This window comes from Microbacterium endophyticum, assembly GCF_011047135.1.
GTDB classification, from domain to species: Bacteria; Actinomycetota; Actinomycetes; order Actinomycetales; family Microbacteriaceae; genus Microbacterium; species Microbacterium endophyticum.
The window spans coordinates 2,109,201-2,128,484 of sequence record NZ_CP049255.1 but is presented as its reverse complement, the minus strand read 5'-3'; the positions used below and the strand labels follow the sequence as shown (position 1 = coordinate 2,128,484).

The 19,284-nt window shown below is 64.3% G+C and carries 20 protein-coding genes; 9 read left to right on the top strand and 11 right to left on the bottom strand.

The annotated features are described in order from the left end of the window. Window position 1: 1 nt before the first annotated feature. Complete coding sequence (locus G6N83_RS09960; RefSeq protein WP_165141660.1) at window positions 2-556, bottom strand: helix-turn-helix domain-containing protein; 555 nt, start codon at window positions 554-556, stop codon at window positions 2-4. 67 nt (window positions 557-623) lie between these two features. Here G6N83_RS09960 and G6N83_RS09955 point away from each other — a divergent pair, with 67 nt between their 5' ends. The 3 genes from G6N83_RS09955 to G6N83_RS09945 all read left to right on the top strand — a co-directional run bounded on the left by G6N83_RS09955 (window position 624) and on the right by G6N83_RS09945 (window position 4,356). Continuing rightward, on the top strand, window positions 624-2,135 hold the full coding sequence (locus G6N83_RS09955; RefSeq protein ID WP_165141658.1) for an FAD-dependent oxidoreductase: 1,512 nt from the start codon (window positions 624-626) through the stop codon (window positions 2,133-2,135). An 80-nt stretch (window positions 2,136-2,215) separates the two neighbouring features. Continuing rightward, window positions 2,216-3,745, top strand: a complete 1,530-nt coding sequence (locus tag G6N83_RS09950) for an HNH endonuclease signature motif containing protein (RefSeq protein ID WP_165141656.1) — start codon at window positions 2,216-2,218, stop codon at window positions 3,743-3,745. After that, on the top strand, window positions 3,745-4,356 hold the full coding sequence (locus tag G6N83_RS09945; protein ID WP_241246338.1) for a GNAT family N-acetyltransferase: 612 nt from the start codon (window positions 3,745-3,747) through the stop codon (window positions 4,354-4,356). Before G6N83_RS09950 ends, G6N83_RS09945 begins: the two co-directional genes overlap by 1 nt. Here the strand turns inward: G6N83_RS09945 and G6N83_RS09940 are convergent. Next, the gene (locus tag G6N83_RS09940; protein WP_165141652.1) at window positions 4,353-5,282 is read right to left on the bottom strand and encodes a VOC family protein; all 930 of its coding nucleotides are present in this window, start codon (window positions 5,280-5,282) and stop codon (window positions 4,353-4,355) included. The two genes, G6N83_RS09945 and G6N83_RS09940, sit on opposite strands and share 4 nt — an antisense overlap. Before the next feature lie 9 nt (window positions 5,283-5,291). Further along, complete coding sequence (locus G6N83_RS09935; protein ID WP_165141650.1) at window positions 5,292-5,870, bottom strand: NADPH-dependent F420 reductase; 579 nt, start codon at window positions 5,868-5,870, stop codon at window positions 5,292-5,294. A gap of 90 nt (window positions 5,871-5,960) precedes the next feature. On the opposite strand from G6N83_RS09935, the gene G6N83_RS09930 reads away from it, so the two are divergent. After that, on the top strand, window positions 5,961-6,473 hold the full coding sequence (locus tag G6N83_RS09930; RefSeq protein WP_165141648.1) for a MarR family winged helix-turn-helix transcriptional regulator: 513 nt from the start codon (window positions 5,961-5,963) through the stop codon (window positions 6,471-6,473). A 26-nt stretch (window positions 6,474-6,499) separates the two neighbouring features. Then, window positions 6,500-7,372, top strand: a complete 873-nt coding sequence (locus G6N83_RS09925) for an LLM class flavin-dependent oxidoreductase (RefSeq protein ID WP_165141646.1) — start codon at window positions 6,500-6,502, stop codon at window positions 7,370-7,372. Between the two features lie 5 nt (window positions 7,373-7,377). On the opposite strand, the gene G6N83_RS09920 is transcribed toward G6N83_RS09925, so the two are convergent. From G6N83_RS09920 to G6N83_RS09900, 5 genes are all read right to left on the bottom strand, one after another. After that, the gene (locus tag G6N83_RS09920; protein WP_165141644.1) at window positions 7,378-8,049 is read right to left on the bottom strand and encodes a GAP family protein; all 672 of its coding nucleotides are present in this window, start codon (window positions 8,047-8,049) and stop codon (window positions 7,378-7,380) included. An 80-nt stretch (window positions 8,050-8,129) separates the two neighbouring features. Next, on the bottom strand, window positions 8,130-8,414 hold the full coding sequence (locus G6N83_RS09915; protein ID WP_183408405.1) for a hypothetical protein: 285 nt from the start codon (window positions 8,412-8,414) through the stop codon (window positions 8,130-8,132). 241 nt (window positions 8,415-8,655) lie between these two features. Then, a complete protein-coding gene (locus G6N83_RS09910) occupies window positions 8,656-9,921 on the bottom strand; it encodes a COG4705 family protein (protein ID WP_165141640.1) in 1,266 nt (421 codons plus the stop codon). A gap of 65 nt (window positions 9,922-9,986) precedes the next feature. Next, window positions 9,987-10,748: a COG4705 family protein gene (locus tag G6N83_RS09905; protein ID WP_241246181.1), complete on the bottom strand. Its 762-nt coding sequence runs from the start codon at window positions 10,746-10,748 to the stop codon at window positions 9,987-9,989. A 4-nt stretch (window positions 10,749-10,752) separates the two neighbouring features. Continuing rightward, window positions 10,753-11,421, bottom strand: coding sequence for a VTT domain-containing protein (locus tag G6N83_RS09900; RefSeq protein ID WP_241246180.1), 669 nt, complete (start codon window positions 11,419-11,421; stop codon window positions 10,753-10,755). Window positions 11,422-11,639: 218 nt separating this feature from the next. On the opposite strand from G6N83_RS09900, the gene G6N83_RS09895 reads away from it, so the two are divergent. Further along, window positions 11,640-12,335, top strand: coding sequence for a response regulator transcription factor (locus tag G6N83_RS09895; protein ID WP_208380017.1), 696 nt, complete (start codon window positions 11,640-11,642; stop codon window positions 12,333-12,335). A gap of 5 nt (window positions 12,336-12,340) precedes the next feature. Then, window positions 12,341-13,723 (top strand): sensor histidine kinase, encoded by a 1,383-nt coding sequence (locus G6N83_RS09890; protein WP_241246337.1) that lies wholly within the window; start codon window positions 12,341-12,343, stop codon window positions 13,721-13,723. Window positions 13,724-14,281: 558 nt separating this feature from the next. Here the strand turns inward: G6N83_RS09890 and G6N83_RS09880 are convergent. After that, window positions 14,282-15,199, bottom strand: a complete 918-nt coding sequence (locus tag G6N83_RS09880; protein ID WP_165141636.1) for a DMT family transporter — start codon at window positions 15,197-15,199, stop codon at window positions 14,282-14,284. Between the two features lie 9 nt (window positions 15,200-15,208). Next, the gene (locus G6N83_RS09875) at window positions 15,209-16,150 is read right to left on the bottom strand and encodes a diacylglycerol/lipid kinase family protein (protein WP_165141634.1); all 942 of its coding nucleotides are present in this window, start codon (window positions 16,148-16,150) and stop codon (window positions 15,209-15,211) included. Between the two features lie 90 nt (window positions 16,151-16,240). Between G6N83_RS09875 and G6N83_RS09870 the strand changes: the two genes are divergently transcribed. Both G6N83_RS09870 and G6N83_RS09865 read left to right on the top strand, forming a co-directional pair. After that, a complete protein-coding gene (locus tag G6N83_RS09870; RefSeq protein ID WP_241246336.1) occupies window positions 16,241-17,533 on the top strand; it encodes a chloride channel protein in 1,293 nt (430 codons plus the stop codon). A 31-nt stretch (window positions 17,534-17,564) separates the two neighbouring features. Then, a complete protein-coding gene (locus G6N83_RS09865) occupies window positions 17,565-18,176 on the top strand; it encodes a winged helix-turn-helix transcriptional regulator (protein WP_165141630.1) in 612 nt (203 codons plus the stop codon). A 21-nt stretch (window positions 18,177-18,197) separates the two neighbouring features. On the opposite strand, the gene gnd is transcribed toward G6N83_RS09865, so the two are convergent. Continuing rightward, entirely contained in the window at window positions 18,198-19,247 is a 1,050-nt protein-coding gene (gene gnd, locus G6N83_RS09860; protein WP_165141628.1) for a phosphogluconate dehydrogenase (NAD(+)-dependent, decarboxylating), read from the bottom strand. Window positions 19,248-19,284: the final 37 nt, after the last annotated feature.

The window sequence follows — 19,284 nt, the reverse complement described above, 5'->3', positions numbered from 1 at the left end:
GTCAGGCGGCGCCGTGCACGTGCATGCGTGCGCCTGACTCGTTGAAAATGCTCAGCACCTGAGCCGGTCGAAAGCCCGCGCACGTCATCGCGTGCGGCGTGCGCGTATCGAACTCGGCGGCCTCGCCGCGAGTGAGCACCAGATCTTGGTCACCCAAGCGCACGTGCACTTTGCCGCTGAGAACGTAGAGCCACTCGTAGCCTTCGTGCGTGCGGGGCTCGGGGAGTTCTCGCCCCGGCAGGTAAGTGATCTTGTCGGTATGGACCGGTGCACCCTCCGACGCCAACGGCGCGATGAGCATGCCATCTCGCCGAATCGTCGCTCGTCGAATGCGCGGATCAGGAGTCTCGGCGCGCACCAGATCATCGAGTCGGATGCCGAGGTGCCTCGTCAACGGAACCAACAGCTCCAAGCTGGCCTGACGTTTGCCTGATTCCAGCCGCGAAAGGGTGCTCACCGACATCCCGGTTCGCTCCGCGAGCTCCTCGAGGGTCAGATCGTGGGCACGGCGGGCGGCGCGAAGGCGTGGCCCCACGAGATTGAGTTCTTCACTCACAAACTCCTCCTTGCCATTTCTGCAAACCAACTTGCCAATACTCCACTATGACGCAGATGCTGAAGGTATGGAAAACACGTCCTGGGACACGATCATCATCGGCGGTGGTGCAGCCGGGCTCAGCGCAGCACTCATGCTCGGCCGAGCACGTCGGCGGACTCTCGTCATCGACTCAGGTGCTCCTCGCAATCGCTTCGCAGACCACATGCACGGCGTGCTTGGTCATGACGGCATCTCCCCCGCCGATCTCATCGCACGCGGACGCGCCGAAGTCGCCCGCTACGGCGTCGAGGTGGTGTCGGGTGAGGTTTCACGGGTCGATGCGGGCGAGGCATCCGTGACCGTCGTTTACGGCCCCGGCGCTAGCGCCACAGCCCGCAGCGTAATAATCGCCACGGGGCTGGCCGACGAACTGCCAGACGTTGCCGGGCTCGCCGAGCGGTGGGGAAAGGGCGTGCTGCACTGCCCGTACTGTCACGGCTGGGAAGTCCGCGACGGCCGACTCGGGGTGCTGCTCACGTCTCCGATGGCACTCCACCAGGCTGAACTGGTGCGGCAGTGGAGCTCCACCGAAATCGTCTTCACGGGGCTGATCGGCGGCATCGACGACGATGCCGCCCATAGGTTGCGGGCGCGAGGGGTCGAGATCGTCACCGAACCTGTCGTCGAGGTTTTCGGCGAAGGCCGCGCTGTCGCCGGAGTGCGCCTGGAGTCAGGCACGACAGTGCCACTCGACGCGCTGTTCGTCGCCTCGATGCCGCGTCCCATCGACGGCTTCGTGTCGCACCTCGGCCTTTCGCGCACCGATTCTCCCGTAGGCAGCTTCTTGGCAACGGATGCCGTGGGCACAACAAGCCACCCACGAATCTTCGCTGCGGGCAACGTTGTCGATCCACGTGCCACGGTACCAATGGCAATGGGTGCCGCCGCGGGCGTTGGCGCCGCTGTCAACGCGATGTTGGTGCAGGAAGACACCGAAGCTGCCACCTTTTGGGAAGAGCGCTATGCCGGTTCGGAGCGCGTGTGGTCGGGGCATCCGAATTCCACAATGGTTGACGTTGTTTCGGACTTGAACCCTGGCACCGCCCTCGACCTGGGGTGTGGCGAGGGCGGTGATACAGTGTGGCTCGCTCAAAACGGGTGGGATGCCACGGGCCTCGACATCTCGCCGACCGCTATCGCGCGGGCAACTGCCGCAGCGTCGTCGCTCGGCATCGACCGGGCACGGTTCGTCTTAGCGGATCTCTCGACGTGGCGAAGCGATCAGGTCTTCGATTTGGTCACAACGAGCTTTCTGCATTCACCGGTGGCGCTCGATCGCATTGCGGCGCTCCGTCAGGCCGCGGAGCGAGTTGCTGTGGGTGGACATCTCCTCATCGTGTCGCACGCCGCACCACCGCCAGGATCGGGCGGTGCGCACCATCATGCCGATATGTTCGTCGCACCGGCAGATGAGGTGCGGATGCTCGCGCTTGATCCCACGCACTGGGAGGCTGTCCTCACCGAGTCGCGGCGACGAAAAACGACCACAGATGTGTGGCATGAAGACGGCGTGATACTGCTGCAGCGACTGAGCTGAGCTTTACTGAACTGAGCAGAGTTTTCCACAGTTGCTGGTCTATAAATACGAATGTCTGACCTTGATGCAACACTCGAGTTATGAACATCTTGACGGCAATTCGTGAGCGGCTCGACCGCTTGGCGGCCCGTGCCGAGCTTGATGTTGAGCCGCGAGCATTGCCTGCGACCACCAATGGATTGACAGATGCGGCAGTTTTAGAGGTACTTCGCGACCTCGCCGGCATGTCAAACGATGTCGGCCGGTTGCAGTCGGTTCTCGCTGGGGTCGCCGCCCAACGATCGCGGCGCGAAGACGGCCACTCGGGGCTCGCCGCCACCGAGGGACATTCCTCACCCACGGCTCTCGTGCAATCGATCATGGGCGGCACCCGAGCCGAGGCGCAACGTCAGGTGCGGATTGGAACGTCACTGGTTGACGCTGAGGATCGTCTGCCGGCTGACGAGGCGGATCGTCGTCGACCCCTCTGGCACGAGCCACTCCGTCGTGCATTGCTCGATGGGCGGATCACCGCAGCTCAGCATGATGCCGTCCGCAGCGGACTCGGCGAGCCCATCGTCGGGGGCGTTGATGACGAGACTGCCGCCGCCGCGTGGTCGGTGGCCGCCGATCAGCTCGCCGATGAGGCGACTTCGCTCACCGCGGAAGACCTCGCGGCCAGGGCACGCGGGGTCCGTGACATTCTCGACCCGACCGGAGCCGAAGCGCGATGTGAACAGCGCTACGAAAAGCGATCGCTCCGCATGTGGATAGACCAACACGGCCAGCATCACGGCCACCTCACGTTCGATGACGAAATGGCGCACTGGGTGCGGGCGTTGACGGCTGCGGCATTGCGTCCACGGCTGGGCGGCCCTCGATTCGTCGCCGACGGCGAGCGAGAAGCGGCGGCTACCCTCACCGAAGACCCACGCAGCAATGAACAACTCGAATACGACCTGTTCATGGATGTGCTGCGCGCGGGGTCTCTTGCCGAGGCATCCGACGTGTTTGGCGCTAGGCAGCCGGGCGTGCGCATGATCGTGGTGAAAGACCTCGTGGGGCCGCGAGATGCGCTCGGCAGACTCCTCGCCGTGGGGCACACCGAAGACGGCGGCGCACCAATCCCAGGTTCGATCATTGATCGGTCACTGTGCACCAGCGGTGCACTCGATGTGACGGTCGATAGTTGCGGCAACCCGCTCGATGTCGGGCGCGAACAGCGGCTCTTCACACCGAAGCAGCGCATCGCGCTGGCGGCACGTGACGGCGGGTGCGTCTGGCCAGGATGTCAGCGGCACGCTTCCTATTGCGAAGCCCATCACATCGACCACTTTTCGGCGGATCATGGGCGCACCGACATCGACCGAGGCGTATTACTTTGCCGCTTTCATCACATGTTTCTTCACAATCGCGGGTGGAAAATCGAGCGAAACGGGCTCGCACCATTCGTGCTCAGACCGCCGGGTGATGCGCGAGGGCATGGCAACGCCCAGGCGATGGAGCTGAGATCGAAGGCACCGTGGAACTGGGCATGGGATCCGCCGCGGGCGCCCCATCGCGAAAGATGGCGCCAGAACGCCGACAGAGAACCAATGGCACCGCGCCTCACGCCACAATTGACACTGTGATGCGACGAGCTCTTTCCGGCGATGAAGCTGCCCTGCACGTTCTTGCTGCCGCAACGTTTCCCCTTGCATGCCCGCCGGGATCGACCGAGAGCGACCAGCGAGATTTCATCGCCGAGCACCTGAGCGAGGAGTCATTCGCACGCCACCTGCGCGACCCCGAACGCGCGATCTTCGTAGCTTTGCCGGGTGGAAGCGAGGACGGCAGCGAGGGCGGCAGCGCCGACGGCAGCGAGGGCGGCAGCGCCGACGGCAGCGAGGGCGGCAGCGCTCGAAGCTTCCTCGGCTATACGATGCTCGTTTTCGGTGAACCGACAGACCCCCAGGTGCGTCGTGCCATTAAGGGGCGACCCGCGGCCGAACTCTCGAAGTGCTACGCACTGCCGTCAGCGCACGGCAAGGGAATTGCCGCACAGCTCGTTGCCGCGAGCGTCGCCGAGGCATCCGCCCGGGGTGCACGCACGCTGTGGCTCGGCGTCAACGAAGAGAACACCCGCGCACAGCGGTTCTACGCAAAACAGGGATTTGCGGTTACCGGCACCAAACAGTTTCAGGTCGGTTCGCGCCTCGAAAATGACTTCGTACTCGCTATGCCGATCAGCAGCAACAGCTAACGGCTGAGCAGTTCGTCCGCCGTCATTCCGGCAATCATCACCGTCACCTGAGTGCCCCACGGATCGTGCGTGACAATCGCGCGACCATCATCACCAAACTGAACTCCCTGACGCCGCAGCCGAGACGCAAGCGCATCAAGGTCTGCGCGGTCGGGAACAGTCACCGAGACATCTCCGAGCCCGAGGCGAACGGCCCGCGGCCCCGCTCCACGGCTGTTCCAGGTGTTCATAGCGACATGGTGATGGTAGCCGCCTGCCGAGGCGAAGAGGGCGGTCGGGAAGCCTGAGAACGTCGGCTCGAACCCGATCGCATCCACATAGAAGCTTCGCGCAGTGGGGACGTCACCGACTTGAAGATGCACATGTCCCACACGACCCGCGAGCGCCGGAGCCACATCGAACACCTCTTGCGTCAAGTGGCGGCGCAGGTATTCGTTCGGGTCGAGATACACCGTGTCCATGGCGATCTGGCCGTCGCGGTACTCCCACTTCTCGCGAGGGCGATCGGTATAGAGCTCGATGCCGTTCCCCTCGGGGTCAGTGAAGTAAAAAGCCTCGCTGACGAGGTGGTCGCTCGAACCCGTGAATTGAGTTCGCGCGTCTTGTGCTGCGCGATAGACCGTCGCCGCAAGGCTCGGAGCATCGTCGAACAAAAACGCCGTGTGATAGAGGCCAGCTTCGTGCTGGTCGACTCCCGGAAGCCCCGGCGTATGAATGAACCGCACCATCGGCACCTCACCGCGCCCCAGCACACGATGCACTTCGGTGCCGCGCGAACGCTCCTCAATCGGAGTAAGCGCGAGCGCATTTTGGTAATAGGTCGACATCAGGTCGAGGTCGCCCACACGAAGGCTGACGGCATCCATCGTCGTGTCGGGATTGATGAAACGTTTGTCGGCGGGCGACGGAGACTGCAATGCGTTCATAGTGTGGTTTTACGCTACGACAGCGAATCCCCCGGTCCAGGAAACCTTTTCGCCCACCGCGAGAGTGAGCTGCAAAAAGCCGATGGCCTCGAGCTCGTGCGCACGGCTGAGAGCACCCGCATCGATGGCATTCACTCCACCCGCAGCAACGGCTTCGATGAACGCCGCCTTGGCGGACGCATCGTCACCGGCAACCAGCACCGTCGTCGCATTTCCGCCGACCTTCTTCGTTGCGAGGGTCGCCGCGAACGTCGTGTTGAACGCCTTCACGACGTGGGAATCTGGCAGTGCTTTCTGAATCTCAGCGGCAGCAGAAGAGCCGACAGGAACAGTGAGCGAATCGAAGGTCTCGAAGTTGAGCGGGTTCGTGATGTCAACAACAGTTTTTCCCGCGAGCTGGTTCGCGTATGCACTGACGATGCCATCAATAGCCGGGTAAGGAACCGCGAGCACAACGATGTCACCGGTGACGGGTGTTGCCGGAATCTGGTCCTTCGCGATGTAAGTCACAACGCTGCCACCGTCGGCGAAAACACCACCGATCGCACTGGCCATTTTTCCGGTTCCGAAGATCGTGACGTGAGCCATCGGTCTCTCCTTCGTTCGTTTGCTTGTAGGTACAACTAAGACGATATAACCAAAAGGTTGTAGCCGCAACTAATTGCTATACTTCTCGTTATGGCCGAGCTTTTGAACCGCGACGAACGCATTGCGATCGCGCGGCTTCATGCTCTTCTCGAGCTCCTCCCCACAGCTCTCGACAAAGAACTGGCGCCGGCAGGACTCACTTCCTTCGAGTACACGCTCGTCGAGGTGCTCGCCGAGGCTCCCGCGCACCGCATGCGGCTCAGCATGCTGGCGGCGAAGACCAATGCAACGCTGCCCCGGCTCTCGCGCGTGGTGTCGAGCCTCGAACGCAAAGGGCTTGTCGTGCGAGCTCCCTGCTCTCAAGACGGCAGAGCCACAAACGCTGTGCTCACTCCCGGCGGAATAGATGCGTTCAACGCAAGCCGCGAGCTGTATGCGAAGGCGGCTCGTGCCATGATTCTCGATGGCCTTGCGACTCTGCCGGACGATGGCGTCGCGCAGCTCGCTGAGCTGTCGTATGCCATTCTGAGCACGCTAGACCCAGACAAGCGTTTGCCGGTCACCGCCGATGGCGCGCCCAGTTGCGGCGCTGACCCGGCATGAGGCTGTAGCCCGAATAGGGTGACATTATGCGTTCACTCGGTGTCATTTTTCAGCCTTCGTTCCCGCCCGAGCGCATGCTCGACTACGCGCGAGATGCCGAAAAAGCTGGCATTCCCGAGCTGTGGCTGTGGGAAGACTGCTTTCGCGAGAGTGGGATAGCTGCGGCATCCGCTGTTCTTGCTTCCACCGAGAAGTTGCGCGTAGGCATCGGCGTACTGCCCATGCCACTTCGAAACGTTGCACTCACTGCAATGGAACTTGCAACAATCGACCGGCTCTTTCCTGGCCGCATCATCGGGGGTGTCGGCCACGGCGTGCAGAGCTGGATGGCCCAAGTAGGTGCGCGTCACGCATCGTTTCTCGCCCTCATGGACGAATACCTGCCGACTCTCCGCTCGCTCCTCGCGAAGGAGCGGATCACGATCGACGGTCGATATGTGCACCTCGATGACGTTGCTCTCGACTGGCCACCCGCACAGCCGACGCCCGTGTATGCCGGAGCGGAAGGGCCGAAAACGCTCGCGCGCACGGGTGCCCTCGCCGACGGCACGATCATCCCGTCGGGGTGGAGCGCCGAACGCCTACGCCCCGCGGCACACATCGTTCGTGACGCCGCTGGTGAGAGAGCGGATACGCACCCCATCGTCGTGTTTTTACTCGCGTCGTTTCGCGATCACGACGACGACATGGCACTCGAATTTGCCCCCACCACCGACCCTGAACATCGCGTGAGTGCAATCGGGTCTCCGACGTTCGTGGCCGAAAAGGTGAAAGAGCTCATGGATGCCGGCGCCACAACAGTTGCACTCCAGCCGCGTCTGACCGAACCCGATCTTCCGGGGTTCATCGCGGGCGCGGGCGCTGTTGCGAAGCTCTTAGGCCTCAGTAGCGCCAACTGAGCGGGCTAGAACTGAAGCCAACCGAGGGTATTCGCGCCAAAGAGAACGACGAAAACACCCACGACGATGACGACGATCGCCATGATGACAGTCGAGTCGCGCTCGATCCAGCTCTGCAAGCGCTCCAAACGCTCGCGCATCCCGCCGCTGGCTGACATATAGGTCGCCGCGATCGCGACCACGGTCGAGATCGACAACACGACAAAAAGCAGCACCATGATGACGCCGATCGGCCACGTAACCTCGGCATGACGCACGCGGGTGGCGACCGTCGCGGCGAGCAGAAGCGCCTCAGGGTGCAGCGGAAAGCTCACCCCAACCACAACTGCCACCCACGGCTTGACGTTCTGCATCGCTGACATCATTCGCGACGGACGCCGCGGGCCAGATCGAGTGCGTAAGAACTGAATCGCACCCACCACACAGAGGAGAGCCCCGGCGACGAGTTCGACACTGCCAAGAAGCACCGGGTCATCGACCTGTGGCAGATGCACTGCCTGCAAAGCACCCGCCAAGAGCACTGTCACGATTAGAAGACACGCACCGTATCCGACAGCCAGATACCAACCAGGAACCGACGAACGCGCACCCACCACAGCAACAATCGTCGTGACGATCGGGATCGCCGTGAATGCCACCGTCAGCCCGAGGCCGATCACAATGAGCCAATCCGCCACGTCTCACCCACTTTTCTCTTCAGCAAGTGTGCCAGGTTCGACGCTTATGCCGTCGCGCCTGCTTTAGCGGGGGGGGCGAGCTAAGACCAGAGCTTTCCGTCCCAGACTCGGTCTGCGACCAGAACACCGTCAACGAGTAGTTCTGCAATATCTCCCGCCCCCGACACACGAAGTACTCGCCGAAGGCCCGGCTGCGCAAGTCCGACATCGCCGAGCCGGAAGACACGTGCACCTTCAGCGATGCTCGATGCCGCCGGAGTGGACGCAGGTCCGTTGTCAGCGCCATACGTTGCGCGCGGCTTCCAGCCAGCCGAAACAACCGTCACTGGAACGATGCGTTCGGCCGCACCACCGGGCATTTCCACAACAAACTGGGCGGCCAGAAGATATGGCAGCGGAATGTCGGGCTGGTGGCAAGTGATGAAGATGAAGCCCCGTTCGCCATCGGCGCGGAGAGCCCATCGCGTCGTCAGCGCGCGGAGTTGCCCGTTCGGTGGCGGTGTTATGTGATCGCTCCGTGTCGCGGATCGATTGCCGATGACGAGGACGCTGCCGGCGGCTTCGATGACGTCGTCGGTGATCGTCTCGAGTTCGTTCGATTGTGCATCAGGCTCCGAGGGTGGTGAGGAGGGCCTGCAGCGCTTTCTGTTCGGTGCCGGAGTCGGGGGTGACGGAGCGAACGGAGGAGAGGACCGGGTCGATCTGCTGGTCGATGTAGGTCCAGGCGCCACAGTCGGTGGCGTTGAGGGCATCCTGTTTGTCGTCCCAGGCTGTCTCGAGGTCGGTGGCGCGGGCGCTGGCGCCGGCCTGGTCGCCACTTTGGACGCGGCCCAGGATGTCGGTGGCGATGGTGCGGAACTGGTTCATGTCCGCGACGGGGAAATTCGCCTCGGCCGCCGCCGTCGCCTGATCCTGGGTAAGGGTCGAGCTGTTGTTGCAGCTGGGCCCGGGGCCCTCGTCCGCGAGGGCGCTGGCATGGGGCTGGCTGCTTGTGAAGGCCAGGAGGGCGATGGTGGCGACCGCGACGACACCCAGGATGCCCAGGGAGACGCGTCGACGGCCGGGTGAGGGGGCGGCATCCTGCGTGGTGCGGGCGCGCTCCACAACGTCGGCCTTGCTGATGGTGAGGTAGATCACAGTGGCGAGGATCGCGGCGAGGAAGATCAGGCTGGTCGCAAAGGTGCCGAGGCCGATGCCGCCCTCGGTCGGGGTCAGGCCGAGCCAGTCGCCGATGTTGGCGCCGAGCGGACGGGTGAGGATGTAGGCGATCCAGAACGCGAGGACCGGGTTGGCGCCGTAGCGCCAGAGAGCGGTGACGATGCCGATGAGTACGAGGGGCAGGAGAATCGACAGTCCTGGTCCCCAGCCGGTGAGTTCGAGGGTCCAGTCGCCGAGTGCGGTGCCGAGGGCGAAGGTCACGAGCACGGTGACCCAGTAGAACGCCTCGCGAGGGCGGGTGACGATGCTGTGGATGGAGAGCGTGCGTTCGCGGGCGTACCAGATGGCGAACACCACGGCGAGGGCGACGGCGAAGATGCTCGAGCTCACCGCGAGGGGTACACCGACCTGATCGGTGAGGATATCGGTGTACAGCGTACCGGTGATGCTCAGCACGACCACTGTCAGCCAGTACGCGCCCGGCCGGTACCGAGCGAGGCTCAGCTGCACGGCCAGCACGATCGCGGTGACGACGGTGAAGATCACCACGGTGGCCACGAGGCCCACGCCGAGGGCCATGTTGATGTAGTCGGCGAAGCTCTCGCCCACAGTGGTGCAGAGGATCTTGATCACCCAGAACCAGATGGTGATCTCGGGGACCTTGCTCAGCAGCTGCCTCGCCTCAGCGGCGGGCCGGGTGTCGTGTGCGCTCATGCTCTGAGATTCCCAACCGGCGCTTCGAGCATCCTGCACGTCGCGCTGCTCGCTTCTGAAAGTTCTCACACGATTGGGAGCGCGGCCCGCGGCCGGGTCTGCCGGCGGCTGAGGGCGGCGACGCAGCCGGCGATCGCGATGGCGAGCACGAGGCTCACGATGCCCGTTCCGATGCCGATCCCGCCGCGGTCGGGGCCGACGCCGAGCCAGTCGGCGAAGGAGGCCCCGAGCGGCCGGGTGAGGATATACGCGATCCAGAACGTTGCGACCTTGTTCGCATCGAGGAACGCGTACGCGACCGCGGGAATGCAGATCGCGACCAGGAACAGGAAGCCGGAACCGAGGTAGCCGAGACCGAGCACGTGCGCGGCCCAGTCTCCGGCGGCGGTTCCGAGGGCGAAGGTGGTGAGCACGGTCGCCCAGTAGAACGCCTCACGCCGCGGGGTGATGATGGCGTGGATTGAGAGGGTGCGCTCCGTTCGCCACCAGAGCAGGAACACCACCGCGAGTGCGATCGCGAAGACGGTGGTCGACACCTCGTAGGGCACCCCGAACTGCACGTGCACGACGTCGGCGGTCATGGTGCCGAACACGCTGACCAGCACCACCGCCAGCCAGTACACCCAGGGCACGTAGCGGCGGGTGCGGAATTGCAGCAGCAGCGCAGCGACGAGCAGCACGAATGCGATCGCGACCCCGACGACGGGTTCGATGGTGGTGACGACGAAGTCGGAGGTGGTCTCGCCCATGCCGGTGGTGAGCACTTTCGTCACCCAAAACAGCACCGTGATCTCGGGTACCTTGCTCGCCAGGACGGGGCGTCTCACGCGCTCACCCACGGTCGGCGCCGGTCGAGGCATCCTGCCCGCGACCCTCGTCTCGTTCGCGCTTGTCGGCGCGCCGTTCGCGGAAGACGGCGATGGCGATCGGGATGACCGAGATCACGACGATGCCGACCGCGATGAGGTCGACGTTGTCGGCGACGACGGGGATCTTGCCGAGGAAGAACCCGGCCACGGCCAGCAGCAGCGCCCAAGCGATACCGCCGATGGCGTTCCAGAGTAGGAAGCGGCGGTACGGCATGCTCGACATGCCCACCACGGGCGGCACGAAGGTGCGCACGACGGGAACGAACCGGGCCAGCACCAGCGAGTGAGCGCCGTATTTGGCGAAGAACGCGTCGGCCCGGTCGAGATACCGGGTCTTCAAGATGCGCGCGTCGGGTGTGAACAGTCGGCGGCCGAATCGCCGTCCGATCGCGTAGGCGACGCTGTCGCCGACGATCGCGGCGACGGCCACGCCTGCGATGAGCAGCGGGAGGGGAAGCCCGAGCGACCCGGCCAGTAGCGCGGCGGTGAAGATGAGGGAGTCGCCAGGGAGGAACGGGAACAGCAGCCCGGTCTCGATGAAGATGATGCCCATGATCACCGGCAGCACCCAGGGGCCTGACCCCTCGAGGAGGGCGGTGGGATCGAGGAGTCCTCCGGATTGGATCAGCACGTGTGCCCTCTCGGTGTCGACGGCTGCTCTCGATGTCGACAGCTCGTTGTCGAAGACTAGGCAGCCGCCGTACGAGAAGCACCCGGATGCGCACCGGGGTTCCTGAGAGAACTCTCAGACGGGCGGGGGCTTCGGCACAGCCGTGATTCGACGGCCCGGTTCGTGAGAAACCGTTCAGAGTCCCGCGCTCCCGCAATCCGTCGGGGAGAATGGGTGCCATGGCAGCTGCCCCTGATCGTCCGGTGCCGGTGCTGATCGTCGAGGACGACGTGCAGCTCGGGCCGCTGCTCGTCCGCGGTCTCGCTGAGGAGGGCTACGACGCCGAGCTGCTGCAGGACGGGCCGTCGGCCCTGATCCGGTCCAGGGCTGTCGACTTCTCGATGGCCGTGCTCGACGTGATGCTGCCCGGCATGTCCGGGTTCGAACTCTGCCGCCGACTCAGGGGGGACCATCCCGCTCTCGGCATCCTGATGCTCACCGCTAGGGACGACGTCGACGACCGGGTGAAGGGGCTGGACGCGGGAGCCGACGACTACCTGGTCAAGCCGTTCGCGTTCGCAGAGCTCACGGCCCGACTGCGGGCGATGCGCCGCCGCGAGGGCCTCGCGCCCAACCCGCGCATCGAGATGGGCAACGTGCTGATCGACAGTCACGACCACACCGTCGAGATCGCCGGTGCGCCGGTGTCGCTGAGTCCGAAGGAGTTCGCGCTGCTGCGGCTGCTCGCCCAGAACCCCGGCGAAGTGCTCGCGCGGGAGCGCATCCTGATCGAGATCTGGGGCACGGTGCAGCACACCGACCCGAACATCGTCGACCAGTACGTCAGCTATCTGCGCCGCAAGATCGACCCGGCCGGTTCCGGGCTGGTGCTGCGAACGGTCCGCGGCGTCGGATTCGTGCTGGAGCAGTCGTGACGCGGATGCTCGGCCGGCTGTCCATCCGGGCCCGCATCACCATCGGCACCCTCCTGATCGCGGCCTTGTTCTTCACCGGCGTGGCCATCGTGGTGAGGCAGCAGGTCGACGGCATCCTCCAGAACGCCGCCTACGACGTGCTCATGAGCGACGCCACCCCCTTCGAGACCGCCATCCAGCAGGAACCGGACGACCCCGTCGACAATCCCGGCGAAGGGCAGCTGATAGCGGTCGTGGATCCCACGGGGGCGACCCGCGTCTCAACGCTCCCGAGCGCCCTCACCGCGACACCCGACCTCGTTGACGTCACCCGCCCCGGGCCTCAGCACCTCGTCGTCGACGGGTCCGCGTACCTCGTCGCCGTCGAAAAGGTCACCTCGCCGGGCGGCGACTGGACGATCATCTCCGCCCGGAACGAGAACGCGTCCCGGCAGGTGCTGGAGGACCTCACGGTAGGCCTGATCATCGGTCTGGGAACCTTGACCGTTCTGTTCGGGTTGGTCTCGTGGCTGCTCACCGGCGCCGCCCTGCGGCCCGTCTCCCACCTGCGCCGCAGCGCCGATACCATCGTCGCCACCTCGTCCGACGAACTCCTGCCCGTCGGGCCCGCGAAGGACGAGATCACCTACCTCGCCACTACGCTCAACACGCTCATCACCGACCTCCGGGCATCCGCCACCCGCGAACGCCAGATGGTGTCGGATGCGAGCCATGAGCTGCGCACTCCCCTCGCCGTGCTGCAAACCCAGCTCGAACTCCTCCGCACCGGCGATCGGTCGACCCTCGACGCCGACCTCGTCGCCGCCGGGAGCGCGACCCTCCGCCTCAACCAGCTCGTCGACAGCCTCCTCGAGCTCTCCCGCCTCGACAGCGGACGCGCCACGACCACAGCGACGCTCGGTGAACTGATCGACGAGGCGGGGGAAGCCGTCGACCGGGCCCGCTCCGTCGCCGGGAGCGACCGAATCGACATCGACCTCGACGTCACCGGGAGCATCGACCGCGCCCGCACCCTGCCCATGGCGGCGCTGCTCTACGGACGGGTGCTGGACAATCTGGTGGCGAACGCCGTGCGAGCCGTCGACGGGCACGGGAGGATTCTCGTCACGCTCACCGCTACCAACGACCGGCTCGAGACCACGGTCGCCGACAGCGGGCCAGGGATGCAGCCCGCGTTCGTCCCCTACGCGTTCGACCGGTTCACCCAGGAAGACCGCTCCCGTGCCGCTGGCCACGGCAGCGGACTGGGCCTCGCCATTGTCGCCGCTGCCGTCTCCGCAGCCGGCGGATCCGCCCACCTCACCAACGTCCCCGGGCGCGGGCTCACCGTGACAGTGCGACTCCCGAACAGCGCCGAGACGATCGGACCGTTGAAAAGCGGCCACTAGCCTTGCAAAAAAGCGGCCACTTATCGATGCGACTTACATCCAAGCCGGCCAACGTCCCGAGAACTCGGACCCGCTATGCGCGGAACGACCGCCGCGACGCACGTCTCAAAAAGCTACTGTTTTTCGAGGTGACATGCTCATGCCGTGAGGGCGGCGTTTCCGAGTTGGCTGGGCGGGGGTGGCGGGTGAACATTCTCTTACGCGCGTAGAGCATCGTGACGGTGATACCGACTGCGAGTGCTGCACCGGCGGGTGAGAAGCCGAGGAGCACGAACGCGACAGCGTAGTAGAACGCGCTGGTGCCGAACCCGGAATGACTGGGCAGTTCACGATACGTGCTGTCAGAAAGCGTGAACGGGGCCGAGATGAGCAGTGCTTCCGCGGCAGTCGGTACCGACCAGATGATCTATGGCTAGGACTGGTTGGATCCGGCCGGGCGTGCGCTTGCCGAACACGGCGTGCAGACCGCACTCGACAACGGAATATGGGGCGTCGTGCTGTGTTCAAACGCGGCACCCCATCATCCGATGTGGCAGCTTCGCGACTGGCAATCCGCTCTCAACGCGAGAATTCTGGCTGCTTCTTAACGCGCGACGAAAGCGCGACAAGAACGAGAGCGGATGCCAACACCACAAGCCCGACAGTGGCCGAAACCGTGAGCCGCTCCCCCAGCAGACCGATGCCGAGCAGGGTCGCTGTCAACGGCTCCGCGAGCGTCAGCGTCGCAACCGTCGGTGCGGTCAACCGCGAAAGACCCCACCCGAAGAGTGCATAAGCGATCGCGGTCGTCACGACACCGAGCCACAGTGCGAGCGCAAGCCCTGCCGGGGTGAGTAACCACGCCGTTCCTGCAACGAGCAGCACCGGAACACTCACGACAGCCGCGGTGCCGAAGAGCGCACCCATCGCATCGAGCGAACGCCATCCGCGGTCAAGCAGCGCTTTACTCGTCAGGGCATAGGCGGCGTACGAAGCGCCGGCCCCCACCGAGGCGGCAAGCCCCAGCGGATCGATTGCGACGGCTGCGTCTCCGCCCACGAGACCCCCCACGAGCGCCACGCCGATCACGGCGAGTGCGGTCGCCAGAGCCCATCCCATGGTGGGGCGTCGGCGGCGGATCAGGGCATCGAGTACACCCGTGATCACCGGTGCCGAGCCGAGCGCGACAACGGTTCCGATGGCTACGCCGTTTGTTCGGGTGCCGAGAAAAAACGCAGGCTGGTACGCGAGAACCCCAACGGCCCCCACCGCGACAAGGATCGCAGTCTCTCGCGTGAGGCGTGCTGGGGCTGCATCGGCGCGCGCGTTCGCACGCTTTCGCGTTGCCAGGGCAATGAGCCCGAGCATCCCGCCGCCGATGAGGATGCGCGCAGCACCCACGGCGAAAGGCGACGCGTCAACACCCGCGAGAGCTTGAGCTGTGCCCGTCGTACCGAAACACAGCGCGGCGAGCAGGACAGCGAGAACGGCGACCACGAACGAATTTCAGCGCACGCGCAGCGCGCCGGGCTGAAGCGTGACCTCGAAGCACGCAACCTCGCCGACTTCTTCGCCATCGATTTCGAACGGCTGTGGCGATGGCAACTCGAGCCGCATGGATGTCGCCGTGCGGTGCTGCAACGAATCATTACTCGAAGTGTTCTCACCCGGCATCAAGAGCTTGATCAGACCATTGTCCCAGACGACGGAGCGGAGGGCCTCCATCCACTGCATACCGTTCTCAGCGCTCACGACGATCATGTCGAGGCGGCCGTCATCGGGCTTCGCGTCGGGCATGAGCGTGATCCCGCCCTGGATCATCCCGCAGTTTCCCACGAGCACCGTGTGCGCACGGAGCTTCTCCGGCTCGCCCCCATCGATCGTGAGGGTTGCCTCGACTGAAGCGGATGCCGAAACAGCACGCCCCATCGCTTCGACATACGCCATCCAGCCAGCTCTTGCCTTCAGCTCGCTGTCGGTCTCGGCGAGCATTTGAGCGTCGATTCCGAAGCCCACCATGACGACGAAGGCCTCTTTCTTGCCGCTGTCGTCTACCGTGACCCAGCCAACGTCGATGTCAGAGGCAGTGCCCGTCAGCGCACGTTTCACTGCGGCGCGCATACTCACGAGCGGGATACCGAGATTTCGCGCGAAGAGGTTACCCGTGCCACGGGGTACGATCCCGAGCTCAACACCGGTACCGGCGAGCGCTTCTGAAACCGCACGCACAGTACCGTCGCCGCCCGCAGCGATCACGAGGTCGCACCGGGCTTCAACTGCTGCTCGACCCTGGCCAAGGCCTGGGTCATCTTCGGTGGTTTCGAACCACTGCACGTCGACGCTGTCAGTCTTTCCAGCGGCCTTCAGCGTCTTGGTGATCAGGTCTTCCAGATCGTCCCGGTCCAGCTTGCTCGGGTTGATCACCACGCCGATGCGCGAATCCGTCATGAGTACCTCCTCGGTAAGAATATGTGCGACACGGGCAGAACACGGCACACCCCTACGATGACAAGAAGAGTTCGCCAATCTGGGGGTGTGATGCGACTGCTGTGGCTGAGCGTTATCGCGCTCATCGCGGGCGCCGCGGCCGGATTTGTCGGTGGCGCTTTTCGGTGGGTGCTCTTTCACGCCGACACTCTGCGCGCGACCATCTCCGAGTGGGCGCATGCAACTCCAGGCGGATTCGTCGTACCAGTTTTGCTCACGGCGCTGGCTGCCGCTGCGGCCGCAGCTATCGTGCGGCTCTCGCCCCGATCATCAGGGAGCGGAATTCAGGACGTCGAGGCCGTTGTGCGCGGTGAAGCAGAACCACCTCCGCTGGGAGTGCTGCCGGCGCGGTTCATCGGCGGCGCGCTCGCCATCGGCGGTGGCCTCGTGCTTGGCCGGGAAGGCCCGACCGTGCACATGGCCGCAACGATCGGAGCATCCGCTGGTCGCGCCACCCGACGCAGCAGCGACGACATTCGGGTGCTCCAAACCGCGCTTTCGGGTGCAGGTCTCGCCGTTGCGTTCAATGCACCGATCGGCGGTGCATTGTTCGTCTTCGAAGAAGTGACAAAGCGGATCCAACTCCGAACGGTTGTCGCCACTCTCGCAAGCGTTGGTGCAGCCGTCGCCTGCGCACGTTTGATCACGGGCGACCGTCCAGACTTTACGGTTGTCGAACCCGCAAGCATTCCGTTGTTTGCACTGCCACTCGTTTTGATATTCGGAGTGCTCATCGGCGCCGTCGGCTCGGCGTATAGCTTTCTCGTGATCGGATTTCTCGATATCGCCCGTCGGCTCCGTCAGATTCCGGCCACGGTGCGCGCCGCGTGCATCGGAGCGATTGTGGGCGGCGCGCTTTTTCTCGACCCGCTGACTGTGGGTGGAGGCGATGCCCTCACCCAGGCGATTTTGACAGGTCATGCGATCGCGCTGCCGGTGCTCGTGATGTATATCGTCATCCGTTTCATCGCAGGGCCGTTGTCGTACGCGGCAGGAACGCCAGGGGGTCTATTTGCCCCGCTGCTGGCGCTGGGTGCACTTTTTGGCCTTGTCTTCAGCCGTCTTGTCGACATCTTGGTTCCGAGCTTCGCAGCGAGCCTCGGGCCGAACGGCAGCCGAGATTTCGCCATCACGATGGCAGTCGTTGGGATGTCTGCACTGTTCGCAGCTGTTGTGCGGGCGCCGCTGACAGGTATTGCACTCATCATTGAGATGACAGCAATCACGAGCGCCAGCATCCCGATGATTCTTGCCGCGGTCGCCGCCGTCATCATGGCCACGGCGCTGCGTTCGCAGCCCGTCTACGAAAGCCTTCGCCACCTCATGATTGATGGCAAACCGTGAATCATTCGACAACCCGCGGGATACTAGAGCTATGACCCGGCCCGGATACAGCGCGATCTCGAGTTACTCCCGCGTCCAGATCCTCAACGAGCTGCAGCAGAACGCTGGCCGATCGATCACCGAGCTGTGTGCCGCCACCGATCTTCACGCCAACACCGTGCGCGAGCACGTGCAGCGGCTCATCGAGAGTGGCTATGCCGTTGCAGAAACCGAGGAGCGCAAAAAACGCGGGCGACCACGGGTTCTGTATTCCGCCGCGAACGGCACCGGCAACACTGAAAGCCCCATTGCTCGCCGGCGCGCCGAAGACGCGGCTCGGCGCGGCGACCTCATGCGACGCGTCATGCCGTGGACTGATTGTGGTGACCTCTCCACCGCCGCGATGCATCAGATCGATGCACTCGTCGACGACCTCGGCGGCGCAGGTTTCGACCCGGTCGTCGATGACATAGACCTGACCGTCGACCTCTCACCGTGCCCGCACGCCGACACTCTGCCGGAGCACCGCGGCACGCTGTGCCACGTGCACCTCGGCATCATGGATGGCGTGCTTGCTCAGGCGGGCGGCCCGCTGCGCGTCGAAGGAATGGCGCCCAGCTGCAACCCGTCAGAGTGCGTTGTGCACCTGTCGAGTCGCAGCTGAACGCCAGAGCCCACTGCGGATTTAGTGCTCTTCGCCCTTACCTGCTTCGAGCATGTCGCCCGTGGGAAGTTCTTGGTGTCCGCCGAACTGCAGGCGCATCGCCGAAAGCACTTTGTTGGCGAACTGATCTTCGCCGCGTGAGGCAAAGCGCTCAAACAAGGATGCCGCGAGCACCGGAGCCGGAACGCCCACATCAACAGCAGCCTTCACGGTCCATCGGCCCTCACCGGAGTCAGAGACGCGTCCAGCCAGCCCGTCGAGCGTGGGATTCTGCTCGAGGGCAGCCGCGGTGAGGTCAAGCAGCCACGACGAAATGACCGATCCGCGCCGCCATAGTTCGGCGACCTTTCCCGTGTCGATATCGAACTGGTAGAACTCCGGCTCTTCGAGAGGCGCAACCTCGGCGGAGTGGCTCGCATCGCGAAGGCCCGCGTCCGCGTTGTTCAAAATGTTGAGGCCCTCGGCGAGCGCGGCCATGATGCCGTATTCGATGCCGTTGTGCACCATCTTCACGAAGTGTCCGGCGCCCGAGGGACCGCAGTGCAGATACCCGAGTTCTTCTTCGGTGTAGTCGCCCGTGCGACCCGGAGTGCGCTCGATGTCGGATGCACCGGGGGCGATCGTTGCAAGAATCGGCTCGATACGCGAGAAAGCGACATCGGGGCCACCGACCATGAGGCAGTAGCCGCGATCGAGTCCGAAAACGCCACCGCTTGTTCCCGCGTCGACGTAGTGAATGCCGCGATCTTTCAGCGCTGCGGCGCGGCGGACGTCGTCGCGATAGTTCGAGTTACCGCCGTCGATGATGATGTCGTCAGCTTCGAGCTCTGCCGCAAGCTCTTCGACAACGGCGCCGGTGAGTCCAGCCGGAACCATGAGCCAGATCGCTCGAGGACCAGTCATCTTGGCGGCGAGGTCTGCCATGCTCGACGCCCCGACAGCACCTTCCGCGGCAAGCGTCGCAACGGCATCCGGATTCACATCGAAAACGACACATTCGTGGCCGGCACGCATGAGGCGCCGCACGATATTGGCGCCCATGCGCCCCAGTCCAATCATTCCCAGCTGCATAATTTTCTCCTCGCGTGTGCGTATCGGTAGAGAGTGT